Origin of the sequence: Mycolicibacterium wolinskyi, from assembly GCF_002101965.1 — a bacterium.
In the GTDB taxonomy this organism is placed as follows: Bacteria; Actinomycetota; Actinomycetes; order Mycobacteriales; family Mycobacteriaceae; genus Mycobacterium; species Mycobacterium wolinskyi.
This window is the reverse complement of sequence record NZ_LQQA01000017.1, coordinates 175,730-190,946: the sequence shown is the minus strand read 5'-3', so window position 1 is coordinate 190,946 and position 15,217 is coordinate 175,730. Positions and strand designations below refer to the sequence as shown.

General features: G+C 67.8%; 15 protein-coding genes. 8 read left to right on the top strand and 7 right to left on the bottom strand.

Annotation, left to right across the window (positions count from 1 at the left end; genetic code table 11):
* Positions 1-88: 88 nt before the first annotated feature.
* Genes AWC31_RS19295 through AWC31_RS19280 form a run of 4 tightly spaced genes read left to right on the top strand, consistent with a single transcriptional unit; the run spans position 89 to position 4,669 of the window.
* The gene (locus AWC31_RS19295) at positions 89-1,573 is read left to right on the top strand and encodes an ABC transporter substrate-binding protein (RefSeq protein WP_234816912.1); all 1,485 of its coding nucleotides are present in this window, start codon (positions 89-91) and stop codon (positions 1,571-1,573) included.
* On the top strand, positions 1,558-2,508 hold the full coding sequence (locus AWC31_RS19290; protein WP_234816911.1) for an ABC transporter permease: 951 nt from the start codon (positions 1,558-1,560) through the stop codon (positions 2,506-2,508). Before AWC31_RS19295 ends, AWC31_RS19290 begins: the two co-directional genes overlap by 16 nt.
* The gene (locus tag AWC31_RS19285) at positions 2,505-3,299 is read left to right on the top strand and encodes an ABC transporter permease subunit (protein ID WP_085145672.1); all 795 of its coding nucleotides are present in this window, start codon (positions 2,505-2,507) and stop codon (positions 3,297-3,299) included. The genes AWC31_RS19290 and AWC31_RS19285 overlap by 4 nt, the downstream gene beginning before the upstream one ends.
* A complete protein-coding gene (locus tag AWC31_RS19280) occupies positions 3,296-4,669 on the top strand; it encodes an ABC transporter ATP-binding protein (protein WP_085145671.1) in 1,374 nt (457 codons plus the stop codon). The genes AWC31_RS19285 and AWC31_RS19280 overlap by 4 nt, the downstream gene beginning before the upstream one ends.
* Here AWC31_RS19280 and AWC31_RS19275 read toward each other — a convergent pair.
* The gene (locus AWC31_RS19275) at positions 4,638-5,015 is read right to left on the bottom strand and encodes an ATPase (protein WP_085145670.1); all 378 of its coding nucleotides are present in this window, start codon (positions 5,013-5,015) and stop codon (positions 4,638-4,640) included. The genes AWC31_RS19280 and AWC31_RS19275 overlap by 32 nt on opposite strands.
* 55 nt (positions 5,016-5,070) lie before the next feature.
* Between AWC31_RS19275 and AWC31_RS37455 the strand changes: the two genes are divergently transcribed.
* Positions 5,071-5,208, top strand: a complete 138-nt coding sequence (locus AWC31_RS37455) for a hypothetical protein (protein WP_157894372.1) — start codon at positions 5,071-5,073, stop codon at positions 5,206-5,208.
* 9 nt (positions 5,209-5,217) lie between these two features.
* Here AWC31_RS37455 and pgl read toward each other — a convergent pair whose 3' ends face one another.
* Genes pgl through tkt form a run of 5 tightly spaced genes read right to left on the bottom strand, consistent with a single transcriptional unit; the run spans position 5,218 to position 11,642 of the window.
* Complete coding sequence (pgl, locus tag AWC31_RS19270) at positions 5,218-5,952, bottom strand: 6-phosphogluconolactonase (protein ID WP_085145669.1); 735 nt, start codon at positions 5,950-5,952, stop codon at positions 5,218-5,220.
* On the bottom strand, positions 5,949-6,860 hold the full coding sequence (gene opcA / locus AWC31_RS19265) for a glucose-6-phosphate dehydrogenase assembly protein OpcA (RefSeq protein ID WP_067845242.1): 912 nt from the start codon (positions 6,858-6,860) through the stop codon (positions 5,949-5,951). Before opcA ends, pgl begins: the two co-directional genes overlap by 4 nt.
* Before the next feature lie 2 nt (positions 6,861-6,862).
* Positions 6,863-8,413 (bottom strand): glucose-6-phosphate dehydrogenase, encoded by a 1,551-nt coding sequence (zwf, locus tag AWC31_RS19260; protein ID WP_085145668.1) that lies wholly within the window; start codon positions 8,411-8,413, stop codon positions 6,863-6,865.
* On the bottom strand, positions 8,410-9,525 hold the full coding sequence (gene tal / locus AWC31_RS19255) for a transaldolase (protein WP_085145667.1): 1,116 nt from the start codon (positions 9,523-9,525) through the stop codon (positions 8,410-8,412). Before tal ends, zwf begins: the two co-directional genes overlap by 4 nt.
* Positions 9,526-9,551: 26 nt before the next feature.
* Entirely contained in the window at positions 9,552-11,642 is a 2,091-nt protein-coding gene (gene tkt, locus AWC31_RS19250; RefSeq protein ID WP_085145720.1) for a transketolase, read from the bottom strand.
* A gap of 218 nt (positions 11,643-11,860) precedes the next feature.
* Between tkt and AWC31_RS19245 the strand changes: the two genes are divergently transcribed.
* Positions 11,861-12,787, top strand: a complete 927-nt coding sequence (locus AWC31_RS19245) for a heme o synthase (protein ID WP_067845249.1) — start codon at positions 11,861-11,863, stop codon at positions 12,785-12,787.
* Positions 12,788-12,862: 75 nt separating this feature from the next.
* Here AWC31_RS19245 and AWC31_RS19240 read toward each other — a convergent pair whose 3' ends face one another.
* Positions 12,863-13,837, bottom strand: a complete 975-nt coding sequence (locus tag AWC31_RS19240; protein ID WP_085145666.1) for a quinone oxidoreductase family protein — start codon at positions 13,835-13,837, stop codon at positions 12,863-12,865.
* 32 nt (positions 13,838-13,869) lie between these two features.
* On the opposite strand from AWC31_RS19240, the gene AWC31_RS19235 reads away from it, so the two are divergent.
* Entirely contained in the window at positions 13,870-14,808 is a 939-nt protein-coding gene (locus AWC31_RS19235) for an ATP-grasp domain-containing protein (RefSeq protein ID WP_085145665.1), read from the top strand.
* A 12-nt stretch (positions 14,809-14,820) separates the two neighbouring features.
* A complete protein-coding gene (locus tag AWC31_RS19230; protein WP_085145664.1) occupies positions 14,821-15,216 on the top strand; it encodes an ester cyclase in 396 nt (131 codons plus the stop codon).
* The last annotated feature ends 1 nt before the right edge of the window (position 15,217 follow it).

Sequence of the window (15,217 nt, the reverse complement as noted above, 5' to 3'; positions counted from 1 at the left end):
GCGCGGGTGGAAACGGCGAGGGGGAACTCAGTTGCCGCAGTTGAACCGCAGGTCGTTTATCGGGGCATCACTGGGATTGGGAGCGGCGGTGACCCTCGCCGCCTGCGGGGCGAATTCGTCGAGCCCCGGACCCGGTGGCGGTGAACCCAAACCGGGTGGGACCCTACGCATCGGCGCGCTCGGGCAGGCGTCGAACGTGGTGTCGGATCCCTTCGGGCTGCTCGCCAACGACTCCGACATGCTGATCATGTCGCTGGTATACGACCCGCTGACGGTTCCGGCGAAATCGCCGAATGTCACCGGCCGGCTCGCGGCCTCGTGGACCACCGACGCGCAGCAGCAGGTGTGGACGTTCACGCTGCCCGAAGGCGCGACATTCCACGACGGCAGCCCGGTACGACCCGCCGACGTGGCGTGGTCGCTGAAGACCCTCGGCGAGATGACGCCGTGGAAGGTACCGGTCGATCTGAACTCGATCGTGCCGTCCGGTGCGCGTTCGGTGACCATGCGCGCTCCGACGCCCAACAGCCAGCTTCCGTTGCTGCTGCGGCTGATGACGTTCACCGTCAAAGAGGGCAGCACCGATCGGTCGGATTTCATCGGCACCGGACCGTTCCGGATGGAACCCGGCAGTCACCGCGACGGCAACGCCACCCTGGTGCGCAACGACACGTGGCATGGCGACAAGCCGCTGCTGGACCGCATCGTGGTGACGCGGTTCGAGTCGACTGATGCGCTCGCGAACGCGATCATGGGTGGCGAGATCGACGTGGCCTCCAGCGCCGGCCCGCTGGCCGCGCGTACGGCATCGGCGCGGCCCGATCTCATCCTGGTCCGTCGGCCCAACGACCTGTCGATGCCGATCGCCATCCGCACGTCCGACGGACCGTTCACCGATCCGCGCGTACGCGAGGCGATCCGGCTGGGTGTCGATCGGCAGGCGATGATCGAGCAGGTGCTGTCCGGCTACGGCAGTGTCGGCAACGACGTGCTGGGGACGGGAGATCCGACGTACGTCGACCGGCCGCAACGCGCCCGCGACGTGACGCGGGCCAGGCGTCTGCTGGCCGAAGCCCGTTTCGACACCGCGCGAACCTATCCGTTGATCACCAAACGCGAGGTGTTCAACGAGGTGGAGGCGGCGCAGTTGTTCGCCGCGCAGCTGCAGGACATCGGACTCAAGATCGCCGTCGAAGTCAAGGAATCGGCCGACTTCTACGACAACTACTGGGCGAAGCCTTCGGCGCCCTTGGCGACCGCGAGCTGGCCCACCAACGACTCGGTGATGTTCTTCGCCAGCAAGGTGCTCAACTCCGAATCCACCAGCAACGAAACCGCTTTCACGGATCCGGAGTTCGATGCGGCATACCGTGCCGGGCTGGCAGCCGCCCCGGATTCGGCCGACTACCGAGACGCGTCGACCAACCTTCAACAAATTCAGTTCGACCGCGGTGGCTACGTGCTGTGGGGGATGGCCGACGGTATCGACGTGGCCCGCTCGAACGTCCGCGGGCTGCCCGAGTTGCCGGGTTGGGGCCGGGCCCAGCTAGAGAACACGTGGCTCGAAACCTAGCCCGCGCCGCGCGGCCCGCCGCCGCGTTGCTCAACCGTACGGCGATGCTGGTGGTCGCGTTGTTCGCGGTGATGCTGGCGATGGCGTTGTTGCCGGGCAACGGGGTGCGCGCGTTGCTGGGCCGTGACGCCACCGAAACCCAGGTGCGTGCACGGGAAGCCGAACTCGGACTGGACCGTCCGGTCGTGGTGCGGTTCTGGGAGTGGTTGTCGGGGCTGGTACGCGGAGATTTCGGCACGACACTGCGCGGGGAGCCGGTGGGTGACCTGCTGGCGGCGAAGGTGCCGAACTCGCTGGTTCTCACCGGCGTCGCGCTGCTCGTGACGGTGGTGGTGGCTACGCTGCTCGCGGTCTACTGGACCAGCGGTGAACGGCCGGTGTTCCGGCGCATCGCATCGGTGGGCACGATCGTGGTGATCGCACTGCCCGAGTTCGTCGTCGCCACGATCGCGATCCTGGTATTCGCCTTGGCGCTCGACGTCCTGCCCGCCGTGACCGTTCAGGATTCCGCGGGCGCCCCGCGCGATCCGTCGATGTACATCTTGCCGGTGATCGCCCTGGCGCTCCCGCAGATCGGCTGGAACACCAGGGTTTTCGTGGCCGCGATCCGGGAGGCTCGGTCGCTGCCGTACGTGCATGCCGCCGAACTCGACGGTGTGGGTGAGGCGGCGCTGTTCGTCCGGTACATCGCGCCGCGGGCGCTGCCGACGATGATCGCCTCACTGGCGACGACCGTGGGCATGATCGTCGGTGGTTCGGTGGTGGTGGAGTCGCTGTTCAACTTTCCCGGTGTCGGTGCGGTGGTCGCCGGTTCGGTCAACACGCGTGACGTCAACGTCGTTGCGGCGGTGGTCGCCTGCACCGGCGTGGTGATCCTGCTGATGCTGCTCCTCGCCGACGCGACGCGGGCCTGGACGAAGGCACGTGCGGAATGACCCGGCAGCGTTGGGCTTTGGTCACACCCGCGGTGGCGGTGCTGATCGTGGTCGCCGTGGGTCGACTCATCGCGCCCGATGTCGAAGGCCGCGGTTCCGGTGTGCCGTTCGCGTCGCCGTCGGCCGCGCACTGGCTCGGAACGGACGCGCGCAGCGAGGATGTGCTGGCCAAGCTTGCCGCCGGTGGCTGGACGCTGGCCTGGATCGCAGCCGTCATCGCGGTCGGTGTGACGGCGCTGGCGGCCACCTTGGGCGGTCTTGTCGCGCTGCGGCCGCGTTACGCGGCGACGGTCGGCTGGATCACCGACGCGACGATGCTCGTGCCACCGGTCCTGTTCATGCTGCTGGTCCTGGTGTCCTGGCCGCAGGGTGGGATATGGGTGTTGATCGTGCTCGCGGTGGTGATCGGAACGCCCTACACGACGCGTGTTCTCGCGGGCGCGGCGTCATCCGTCGCGGCCAGCGGTTACGTCCAGGTGGCCGAGGCGGCAGGAGAGCGGTTGCCGTATCTCGTCTTCGGACAGGTGTTGCCCAACTTGCGCGACACAATCGCGACGCAGTTCGGGCTACGTTATGTCGAGGCCATCTATGTGGTGAGCACCGCGGCCTTCCTGCAGCTCATTCCCGCGGTCGGCGGGGCGAACTGGGCCGTCATGGTGCGCGAGAACGCGTCGGGGGTGCTGCTCAACCCCGCCGCTGTCGTGGCTCCCGCCGTGGCGATCGCCGTGCTCGCGGTGTCGGTCAACATCGCGGTACTCGTGCGCAACCGGCAATCGGGGGAACGGTCATGAGTGTCGTTGCCGCCAGCGCGCTTACGATCACCGCGGCGTCCGGCCGAATCCTCGCCGGGCCCGTCGATCTGGATCTCGAAGCCTCGACGGTGACCGCGCTCATCGCGCCTTCGGGAGGCGGCAAGTCGCTCGTGTGCCGAAGTCTGGTGGGCGATCTGCCGGCGGGCACGACACTGAGCGGCGGCGCGCGAGTCGGCGACATCGAGGTCGCCGCGCTCGATCGCCGTGCGCTGCGCGCCTTGCGGCGCAGCCGGATCGCCTACGTGGGTCAGGATCCCGGGTCCGCACTCAACCCCGCCGCGACCGTGACGAATCTGCTCACCGAACTCGCCCATCCCGACGCGCCTTCCGTGACCGAGCTACTGGACATGGTGCAACTCGACCACGGGTTGGCGACACGTCGGGCGGTACGCCTGTCGGGCGGCCAGCAGCGCCGGGTCGCCCTCGCCCGTGCCATGTCCCGGCTGACCCCGGTTCTCGTGCTGGACGAACCTTTCGCCGGACTCCACCAGCCCCTCCGCGACGACATCGCCACGCTCATCCGCACCTGGGCGAGCGACCGCCGGGTCGCCGTCCTCGTCACCGCACACACGACCGGCACGGCGGCGACGGTTGCCGATCACGTCGTCGAACTCGGCGCGGCCGCCGCCCCCACACCCCCCGTGCGCGATGCGCCGAAACGCCGGCCCACCGGGCGTGACGTCCTTGAGGTACGCCGGCTCACGGTGACGTTCGGCGCCCACCGGGTTCTCGACGAGGCAGGCCTGACCCTCGGGGCCGGATCAGCCGTCGCGCTGGTGGGCGATTCCGGTGCCGGGAAATCGACGTTCGCCCGGGCGCTGACCGGTCAGGTCGTCGCGGACGGCGGCGAGATCGTGCTGGGCGGAACGGCTTTGGCGCAGCCACTGCACCGCCGGTCACGATCGGACAAGATGGCGATCCAACTCGTGCCGCAGGACCCCGCTGCCACGCTCAACCCGAGGCGCACCGTCGGCGCGACCCTCGACCGGGCGCTGCGCAGCAACGGACATCGGGGCGCGGTGGCCGATGTGCTGGCCCGGGTGGGGTTGCCCGACGACTTCGCCAAGCGCTATCCGCACATGCTGTCGGGTGGCCAACGCCAACGTGTCGCGATCGCGCGCGCCCTCGCATACGCGCCGAAAGTGTTGGTGTGCGACGAGATAACGTCGGCGCTGGACCCCGCCGCGGCCGCGACGGTGATGGACGTCCTGGAACGGGAAATGGACCGGGGCTTGGCCGTGCTGATGATCACCCACGACGCCGAGCTGGCGGCAGGCAACTGCGTGCGCACGGTCCGGCTGGCCGACGGCCGGCTGTCTACAGATGAGTACGGCCGCGAATCGCCTTGACCACGCCGCGAACCGCATTCTCGGTGACCGCGAGCGGCGACATCACGGCTTCACCGATCCCCACGATGACCTCCACGCGATCGACGATGGCCTCCAGCCGCTCAACCACGCCGATGAGCCGTGGTGCGAGTTCATCGATGCGGGTGATCGTGGCGTTGAACCGGTCGAGCGTGGCGTCGAGACCGCCGGTGGACTTGTTGAGATCGACCAGTGTGTTGCTGAGATCGGTCAGCAGCGTGTCGACCTGTTCGACGGTCATGTCGGCATTGAGCGCAGCCTGCGTCAGGGTCTTGATTCGCTGCCGTCCCGAGGCCGGGCGAACACGGCCGTCCCCTTTGTCTGCCATGTCGAACAGTATGGCGGTAGGGAACCGAATGCGGCCCCAGCGCGTCTGAATTGCTGTGCGGCAATTCTGCGAGCTTCGATCCTGGCGTCGTGATCGGGCGGACGCCGACCGCGACCCGGCCGACTATCTGGCCGGCTACGCCGAGGCGCTGGCCGATGGGCACACCGATCACGGCGCAGCCACCGGGGACTGACCGAGGGCGCTACAGCTTGGCGGCCGCGGCCTCGTCGAGCAGCCACACCGTCTTTTCCCGCCCGATCCCGCCTGCCGCAGGCACGTCGACCGGATCGGCACCGCCGACGGCGGCGGCCACCGCATCGGCCTTGGCCTCGCCGGACACCACCAGCCACACCTCCCGCGCGCTCTGGACGGCGGGCAGCGTCAACGAGATTCGCCGAGGCGGCGGCTTGGGGGAGTCGGTGACACCGACCACGAGCCGTGCGGTCTCCCGCACCGCGGCGGTGTCCGGGAACAGCGAGTTGATGTGCCCCTCACCGCCCATGCCGAGCAGGTGTACGTCGAACTCGGGCCCTGGGGCGTCGAAGTTGGCCGCGAGCAGCTGCGCGTAGCCCTCGGCCGCGGCGTCGAGGTCGTCGCCGAACTCACCGTCGCTGGCCGCCATCGCGTGCACGTTGACGGCCGGGATGTCGAGGTGGTCGAGCAGCGCCTCACGGGCCTGCTTGTCGTTGCGCTCGTCGTCGTCCTGCGGTACGAAGCGCTCGTCGCCCCAGTAGAGGTGCACCTTCGCCCAGTCGATCTCGGAGCTGCGCTCGCCGACACGCTTGAGCATGCCGATGCCGGTGCCGCCACCGGTCAACACGATCGTGGCCTGGCCCCGCGCGGTGATCGCCGACTTGATGGCTTCCACCAGCCGGTCACCTGCGGCCGCCACGAGCGCAGCGGTGTCGGGATAGCGTTCGATGACTGTGTCGCTCATACGTATTGGACCTTGTCGATGCCTTGCAGTGCGTTGCGGTAGATCTCGTCGGCGTCGAGCCGCCGCAGATCCTCGGCCAGACATTCCTTGGCCTCTCTGCGGGCCAACGGCAGTAGCGAGTCCGGGCGCCCGGTGCGGCTCAGCGTCGCGGTGATGCCGGTTTGCGGACGCACCAGCGTGACGGTTTCGCTCGGCCGCGTGAGCTCGACCTTCAACTCACCGACCGCCCGGGTGACGGGCCCGTCGATCCGGTTGGCCAGCCAGCCGGCCAGGATGTCGAGTGCGGGCTCACCCTTGAGCCCCGACACCACTGCCGACGTGATCGGCTCGTGGGGCGGCTGGTCGACCGCGGCGGCCAACAGCGCCCGCCAGTACGTGACGCGGCTCCAGGCCAGATCGGTGTCGCCCGGGGTGTAACCGGCCAGTCTGCTCTTGATGCAGGCCAGCGGATCGGCGCCGTTGGTGGCGTCGGTGATCCGGCGGATCGCCAACTTGCCCAACGGGTCCTGTGCGGGCACCTTCGGTGCCACGGCGGGCCACCAGGCCACCACCGGGGTGTCGGGCAACAGGAAGGGCAGCACCACGCTGCTGGCATGACCGGACAGTTCACCGGACAGCTTGAGGACGACGACTTCGCCGGCACCCGCGTCGTGACCGACGCGCAGCTGCGCGTCGAGGCGCGGTGAGTCGGCGTTCGGGTCGCCGGGGACCACGACGATCACGCGGCAGGGATGCTCGCGGCTCGCGAAATTCGCGGCCTCGATGGAATCCTCGACGATGTCCTCGGTGTCCGGCGCGATGACGAGCGTCAACACCCGGCTGAGCGTGAGCGCGCCGCCCTCTTCACGCAGTCCGGTGATCTTCTTGTTGACGTTGTTCGTGGTGGTGTCGGGCAGGTCGACAATCATCTCTAGGGACGCCTCCATTCCCGGCCCGTGCGGCGCAACATCTCATCGGCTGACGGCGGACCCCACGTACCCGATTCGTATGGCTCGGGTTTGCCGTTGGCCGCCCAGTAGTCGAGCACGGGATCGAGGATCTCCCAAGACAATTCGACTTCGGCGTTGACCGGGAACAGCGACGGTTCGCCGAGCAGCACATCGAGGATGAGCCGCTCGTAGGCCTCTGGTGAGTCCTCGGCGAACGCCGACCCGTAAGAGAAGTCCATGTTGACGTCGCGGACTTCCATCGCGCTGCCGGGCACCTTGGAGCCGAAGCGCAGGGTGATGCCCTCGTCGGGCTGCACCCGGATCACCAGGGCGTTCTGGCCCAGTTCCTCGGTCATGGTGGCGTCGAACGGCAAATGGGGTGCCCGCTTGAACACCAGCGCGATCTCGGTGACCCTGCGGCCCAGGCGTTTTCCGGTGCGAAGGTAGAACGGCACGCCCGCCCAGCGCCGGGTGTTCACCTCGAGGGTGATCGCGGCGTAGGTCTCGGTCGTGGAGTCCTTGGCGAAGCCCTCCTCGTCGAGCAGGCCCACCACCTTCTCGCCGCCCTGCCAGCCCGCGGCGTACTGACCGCGTGCGGTGGTCTCGTCCAGTGGCTCGGCGAGTTTCACCGCGGACAGGATCTTGATCTTCTCGGTCTGCAGCTCGTGCGGGCTGAAGCTCACCGGCTCCTCGAGCGCGGTGAGGGCCAGCAGCTGCAACAGGTGGTTCTGGATCACGTCGCGCGCCGCGCCGATGCCGTCGTAATAGCCGGCGCGGCCACCGAGGCCGATGTCCTCGGCCATCGTGATCTGCACGTGGTCGACGTAGTTGTTGTTCCAGATCGGTTCGTACAGCGCGTTGGCGAAGCGCAGCGCCAGGATGTTCTGGACCGTCTCCTTGCCCAGGTAGTGGTCGATGCGGAACACCGACTCCTCCGGGAACACGCTGTTGACCACCGAGTTGAGCTCGCGGGCGGTCTTGAGGTCGTGGCCGAACGGTTTCTCGATGACCACACGGCTCCAGCGGCCGTCGCGCGGCCGGGCGAGGCCCGACTTACGCAGCTGCTCACACACGAGCGGGAATGCGTTCGGCGGAATCGACAGGTAGAAGGCGTGATTGCCGCCGGTGCCGCGCTCGACGTCCAGCTTGTCGAGTGTCTCGGCCAGCCGGCCGAACGCCGCCTCGTCGTCGAAAGTGCCCTGGACGAATCGGAATCCCTCGGCCAGCCGGTCCCAGACCTCCTGGCGGAACGGCGTGCGGGCGTGCTGCTTGACGGCGTCGTAGACGACCTTGCCGAAGTCCTCGTCGGCCCAATCCCTGCGGGCGAACCCGACGAGTGCGAACGATGCGGGCAGCAGACCGCGGTTGGCCAGGTCGTAGATCGCCGGCATCAGTTTCTTGCGGGCCAGATCGCCGGTGACGCCGAAGATCACGACGCCACACGGCCCGGCGATCCGCGGCATCCGCTTGTCCCGCTTGTCGCGCAGCGGATTACGCCACGCGACCTCGGGCTTGTCGTTGACCGCTGTCATTTCTTCGCGGCGTCGAGTTGACCTTGGGTTGCGTCGAGCAGTTCCTGCCACGACTTCTCGAACTTCTCAACGCCCTCGTCTTCGAGCACCTTGAACACGTCGGGCAGGTCGATGCCGATCGCGGCCAGTTTGTCGAAGGTCTCCTGAGCCGCCGCGGCCGTTCCCGAAACGGTGTTGCCGGTGATCTCGCCGTGGTCGGCCACGGCCTCAAGGGTCTTCTCCGGCATGGTGTTCACGGTGTTGGGTGCGACGAGTTCGGTGACATAGAGCGTGTCGGAGTACTCCGGGTTCTTGACACCGGTCGACGCCCACAGCGGACGCTGCACGCGGGCACCGTCGGCCTTGAGCGCGGCGTAGCGGTCGCCGCCGAACACCTCTTCGTAAGCCGCGTAGGCGAGCCGGGCGTTGGCGACGCCCGCCTGCCCGCGCAGGGCGAGGGCGTCCTCGCTGCCGATCTTGTCCAGCCGCGCGTCGATCTCGGTGTCCACCCGGGACACGAAGAACGATGCGACGGAATGGATCTTGGACAGATCGTGGCCCGCCTCCTTGGCCTTCTCGAGGCCGGCGAGGTAGGCGTCCATCACCGCACGGTGCCGTTCGACCGAGAAGATCAGCGTGACGTTCACCGAGATGCCTTCGGCGATCACCGCGGTGATCGCGGGCAGGCCGGCAAGCGTCGCCGGGATCTTGATCAGCAGGTTCGGCCGGTCGACGATCTTCCACAGCTCGATCGCCTGCAGGATCGTCTTGTCGGTGTCGTGCGCGAGGCGCGGATCGACCTCGATCGACACGCGCCCGTCGACACCGCCCGACGCCTCGTACTGCTTGGCCAGTACGTCGCAGGCGTTGCGCACGTCGTCGGTGGTGACGGTGCGGATCGTGGCGTCCACGTCGGCGCCCCGCTCGGCGAGTTCCTTGACTTGTGCGTCGTAGGCGGTGCCCTTCGACAGCGCGGCCTGGAAGATCGACGGATTGGTGGTGACGCCCACAACGCTGCGGGTGTCGATCAGGTTCTGCAGGTTCCCGGTCTGGAGCCGGTCACGGGAGAGGTCGTCGAGCCATACGGATACGCCCGCGGCACTCAGCGCCGCGAGATTCGGGTTCTGAGTCATGATTCGCCTTCTCTACTAGTTCTCGATCAGTTCTCGAGCGATCGCTCCGCGGCAGCCACCACAGCCTCTGGGGTGAAACCGAACTCGCGGAACAACGTCTTGTCGTCGGCGGATTCGCCATAGTGCTCGATCGAGACGATCTCGCCGGTGTCGCCGACCAGCTTGTACCAACTCTGGGCGACGGCTGCTTCCACGGCCACCCGCGCCGAAACAGCCGGTGGCAGCACGCTGTCGCGGTACTCCTTGGGCTGCGATTCGAACCATTCGACGCACGGCATGGACACGACTCGGGCGTTGACGCCCTTGTCGGCGAGGATCTTTCGCGCCTCGACGCACAGCTGCAGCTCCGAACCGGTGCCGATGAGGATCACGTCCGGCTCGCCGTCGCCCGGCCCGCCCAGGACATAGCCGCCCTTGGCGACGCCATCGGCGTCGGTGCCCTCCAGCACCGGGATGCCCTGGCGCGTCAGGATGAAACCGACCGGGCCGCTGCCGTTGCCGCGCGCGATGATGCTGCGCCACGCGTACGCCGTCTCGTTCGGGTCACCGGGCCGCACCACCGAGAGGTTCGGGATGGCCCGCAGCGCCGCCAGGTGCTCGATCGGCTGGTGGGTGGGCCCGTCCTCGCCGAGGCCGATCGAGTCGTGGGTCCAGATGTAGATGGTGTCGATGTCCATCAGCGACGCCAGCCGCACGGCCGGCCGCATGTAGTCGGAGAACTGCAGGAACGTTCCGCCGAACGCACGCGTCGGCCCGTGCAGGACGATGCCGGACAGGATCGAGCCCATCGCGTGCTCGCGGATACCGAAGTGCAGCACCCGGCCGTACCAGTCCGCGGTGAAGTCGTCGGTCGAGATCGACGGCGGCCCAAAGGATTTGACGCCCTTGATGGTGGTGTTGTTGCTGCCCGCGAGGTCGGCCGACCCGCCCCACAGCTCGGGCAGCTTCGGCGCGACGTCGTTGAGCACCTGGCCGAAGGCCGCGCGGGTGGCCAGCGGCTTGGAACCGGGCTCCCAGTAGGTCAGCTCGGAATCCCAGCCCTCCGGCAGCTCATTGGCCAGCAGCCGGTCCAGCAGCGCCTTTCGCTCGGGCTCGCGTTCGGCCCACGCGTCGAATCCGCTCTGCCACTTGGCATGTGCCTCCTGGCCGCGGTTGACCAGCTTGCGGGTGTGCTCGATGACCTCGGGCCGCACCTCGAAGTTCTTGTCGGGATCGAAGCCGAGGATCTTCTTGGTCGCGGCGACCTCGTCGGCGCCGAGCGCCGACCCGTGCACGCCACCGGTGTTCATCTTCGTCGGCGCCGGGTAGCCGATGATCGTCCGCAGCGCGATGAACGACGGCTTGTCGGTGACCTTCTTGGCCTCGGCGATCGCCTTCTCGATCCCGACGACGTTCTCGCCGCCCTCGACCTCCTGCACGTGCCAGCCATAGGCGCGGTAACGGTCGGCGACGTTCTCGCTCAGCGCGATGTTGGTGTCGTGCTCGATCGAGATCTGGTTCTGGTCGTAGAACACGATCAGGTTGCCGAGCTGCTGCGTGCCCGCCAGCGACGACGCCTCGCTGGTCACGCCTTCCTCGATGTCGCCGTCGGAGGCGATCACGTAGACGTAGTGGTCGAACGGGCTCTCGCCCCACGGGGTGTCGGGATCGAACAGCCCGCGCTCGTAGCGCGAGGCCATCGCCATGCCGACCGCCGAGGCCAGCCCCTGGCCCAGCGGGCCGGTGGTGATCTCCACACCCTTGGTGTGGCGGAACTCGGGGTGTCCTGGCGTCTTGGACTTGAACGTGCGCAGCGACTCGATGTCGCTGAGCTCGAGGCCGAAGCCGCCGAGGTACAGCTGGATGTACAGCGTCAGGCTGGAGTGCCCGCACGACAGCACGAAGCGGTCGCGGCCCAGCCAATGGACGTCACTGGGATCGTGGCGCAACTGGCGCTGGAACAGCGTGTAGGCGAGCGGAGCCAGGCTCATAGCCGTTCCGGGATGGCCGTTGCCGACCTTCTGCACCGCGTCAGCCGCCAGCACCCGGACGGTGTCGACCGCGAGGCTGTCGAGGTCGGTCCAGTCATCGGGGTGGTTGGGCTTGGTGAGAGCGGTGATCTCTTCGGCCGTGGTCACGTGCTCGCTCCTCATTCAGATAATTCGCGCTTGACTTGCTGCTACTTCAAACACCCTAGTGCGGGCGACTCATCCGCCGCAGACTGGTTGTGCACGATTCGGGCTCCGTTCACCTCGGGCGGCCGCACGATTGGACCCTGCGGTGTGGAGCCCGTCAGGTCGCCGTCTACCATCGTGTGTAGTAGAAGCCACGTGACGCCACCCGAGGAGTTATTTGCGTGAGCATCCGCGAGCGCCGGCTCATCGGTGAGGCGCCCAGCCGAATAAGGTCCACGTTCCTGGCCTATTTGGCGCTGACGAAGCCGCGTGTGATCGAGCTGTTGCTGGTCACCGCCATTCCGGCGATGCTGCTGGCCGACCGCGGGACGGTCGATCCGCTGTTGATCCTGAACACGTTGGTCGGTGGCATGCTGGCGGCGGCCGGGGCGAACACGCTCAACTGCGTGGCCGACGCCGACATCGACAAGGTCATGAAACGCACCGCGCGGCGGCCGCTGGCCCGAGCGTCGGTGCCGACGCGGCACGCGCTGATCTTCGGTTTGGTGCTGTCGGTTGGCTCGTTCTGCTGGCTGTGGTGGACCACCAACCTGCTGTCGGGCCTTCTCGCGATCGCGACGATCCTGTTCTACGTCTTCGTCTACACGCTGCTGCTCAAGCGCAGAACGTCGCAGAACGTGGTGTGGGGCGGGGCGGCCGGATGCATGCCGGTGATGATCGGCTGGTCGGCGGTCACCGGCACGATCCAGTGGCCGGCACTCGTGATGTTCGCGATCATCTTCTTCTGGACACCGCCGCACACCTGGGCACTCGCGATGCGCTACAAGGACGATTACAAGGCGGCCGGCGTGCCGATGCTGCCCGCCGTGGCCACCGAGCGTCAGGTCACCCGGCAGATCCTGATCTACACCTGGCTGACCGTGCTGACCACGCTGGTGCTGGCGCTGGCCACGGGCTGGCTGTACGGCGCGGTCGCGCTGCTGGCCGGTGCGTGGTTCCTGGTGATGGCCCACCAGCTGTACTCCGGCGTCAAGCGTGGCGAGCCGGTGAAGCCGCTGCGCCTGTTCCTGCAGTCGAACAACTACCTGGCCGTGGTGTTCTGCGCCTTGGCGATCGATTCGGCGCTGGCGCTGCCGACGCTGTTCTGATCTGCGCCGAAACTACGGTTCTTGACGGTCATCGACCGATTTCCGTCAAAACCCGTAGCCTCGGCGAGCTCAGTGTCACGGCACGAGCACGATTGACCCGACGGTCTTGCGGCCCTGCAGGTCGGTGTGTGCGCGGGCGGCATCGGCCAGGGGGTACTTCCCGCCGACCGTGATCGTGATCGAACCGTCCGCGATCGCGTTGATCAGCTCGCCTGCCCGCCACGAGAACTCGTCGGGGGTCCGCGTGTGGTGGGCCAGCGTCGGGCGGGTCAGGAACACCGAACCGGCGGAGTTGAGCCGTTGCGGGTCGACCGGCGGCACCGGGCCGCTCGCGGCACCGAACAACGCCAGCGTGCCGCGCACCGCGAGGCTGGCCAGGCTCGCATCGAACGTCGACGCCCCGACGCCGTCGTAGACCGCGGCCACGCCCGCGCCTCCGGTCAAGTCGCGGATCTTGGCCGCGAACTCATCGGGATCCTCCGGGTACTCGAGAACCTCGACGGCGCCGGCCTGCCGCGACAGTTCGGCCTTCTCCGGTGTCGAGGCCGTCGTGATCACCCGGGTGCCGATGCTGGTGGCCCACTGGGTCAGGATCAGGCCGACACCGCCGGCTCCGGCGTGAACCAGGATCGTGTCGGTGGGCTGCACGGCATAGGTCGACTTGATCAGGTAGTGCGCGGTCATGCCTTTGAGCAGCGCCGAGGCAATCGCTTCCGGCGCGACCCCGTCGGGCACGTAGGCCACGAAATCGGCTGGTGCGACGCACATGTCGGCGTAGGCGCCGACGGCGTTGGCGGTGACCACCCGGTCGCCGACCGCGAGCGCGGCCACGTCGTTGCCGACGGCCGTCACGGTGCCGCAGACCTCGGTGCCCACGATGAAGGGCACCTCACGCGGATAGAGTCCCGAACGGAAGTACGTGTCGATGAAGTTGACCCCGATGGCCTCGGCCTTGATCAACACCTCGCCGGGCCCGGGGGAGGGCTCGGGCCGCTCGACATAGCTCAGGACTTCGGGTCCGCCGGTCTCGGCAACTTCGATGGCATACACGCCCCCTATCATCCACACCTATCATCACGGGAGTGAAGCTCGCCCGTCCGGATCTGTTCCATCCCCGCATCGTCTTCGCCGGTTGTGCAGCGCTGCCGGAGGGCGACGGCGACGACGGCGGACTCGTCGCCGCGCTGCGCGAACGCGGTCTCCATGCGCGCTGGCTGGCCTGGGATGACCCGGCCACATCGGAGGCCGATCTGGTGATCCTGCGGGCGACGTGGGACTACACCGGCCGGCTCGACGAGTTCCTGTCGTGGACCCGGTCGGTGCGCAACCTGCTGAACGCACCCGAACTCGTCGACTGGAACACCGACAAGCGGTACCTGGAGGATCTGCGGCGTCTCGGCGTGCCGGTCGTGCCGACGCAGTACTTCAACGTCGACGAGCCGGTACGCGTGCCCGCCGGTGAGGTGGTGGTGAAACCGGCCGTCGGCGCAGGTTCGGCCGGTGCCCAGCGCTTCGTCGATTCAGTGGCGGCCGCCGCCCACGCGACGGCGTTGCAGGCCCAGGGCAAGGGCGTGCTCGTGCAGCCTTACGACCCGAGAATCGCCGACGGTGAGACCGCGCTGGTGTTTCTCAACGGCGAGGAATCGCACGCGTTCACCAAGGGCCCGATCCTGCCGCCGGCCGGGCACGCCCCGGAGTTCGACGAGTCGGGAACCTATGCCGAGGAATCGCTGTCCCCGGCCGACCCCGAGGACGAGGTGTGGCGCGTGGGCCGCCTCGCGATCTGGGCGGTGACGCGGCTGTTCGACATCGAACCGGAGGATCTGCTCTACGCACGGGTGGACGTGATCGGTGGACCCGAGGACCCGAGGCTGCTCGAGCTCGAACTCGTCGAGCCGTCGTTGGGTTTCCGGCAGCTGAAGCAGAGCGACCGGGCCGACGCCGAACGGGAGTTCGCGATCGGCGTCGAATCGGCTCTGGAGCGGTTCGGGCTGGGACCGCTCTCGCACCGGCGCGGCTGACACGGGGGAACTGTGAGTATCGAGGCATCGACCGCCGGCATCTACCGCCGCTACCTCGAGTGCCTGAATGACAGGCGTTGGGACGATCTCGGCGAGTTCGTGTGTGCGGATGTGATCCACAACGGGAACTCACTGGGGCTCAGCGGTTATCGGGAGATGCTCGAATCCGACGTAGCGGCGATACCGGATCTCCGGTTCGACGCCGACCTCATCGTCGTTCAGGACGATCTGCTGGCCGGCCGACTGCTGTTTCAGTGCACTCCGCAGCGAGAGTTTCTCGGCTTCCAACCGTCCGGCACACGGGTCTCGTTCACCGAGCATGTCTTCTACCGTTTCCGCGACGCCAAGATCGCCCAGGTGTGGTCGGCCATCGATACGCGAACAGTTGCCGCGCAGATCGCGCGCTGAT

Coding starts and splice junctions, on each gene's coding strand:
- AWC31_RS19285 (WP_085145672.1), top strand. CDS start 2,505: ATGACCCGGCAGCGTTGGGCTTTGGTCACACCCGCGGTGGCGGTGCTG.
- AWC31_RS19280 (WP_085145671.1), top strand. CDS start 3,296: ATGAGTGTCGTTGCCGCCAGCGCGCTTACGATCACCGCGGCGTCCGGC.
- AWC31_RS19275 (WP_085145670.1), bottom strand. CDS start 5,015: ATGGCAGACAAAGGGGACGGCCGTGTTCGCCCGGCCTCGGGACGGCAG.
- pgl (WP_085145669.1), bottom strand. CDS start 5,952: ATGAGCGACACAGTCATCGAACGCTATCCCGACACCGCTGCGCTCGTG.
- opcA (WP_067845242.1), bottom strand. CDS start 6,860: ATGATTGTCGACCTGCCCGACACCACCACGAACAACGTCAACAAGAAG.
- zwf (WP_085145668.1), bottom strand. CDS start 8,413: ATGACAGCGGTCAACGACAAGCCCGAGGTCGCGTGGCGTAATCCGCTG.
- tal (WP_085145667.1), bottom strand. CDS start 9,525: ATGACTCAGAACCCGAATCTCGCGGCGCTGAGTGCCGCGGGCGTATCC.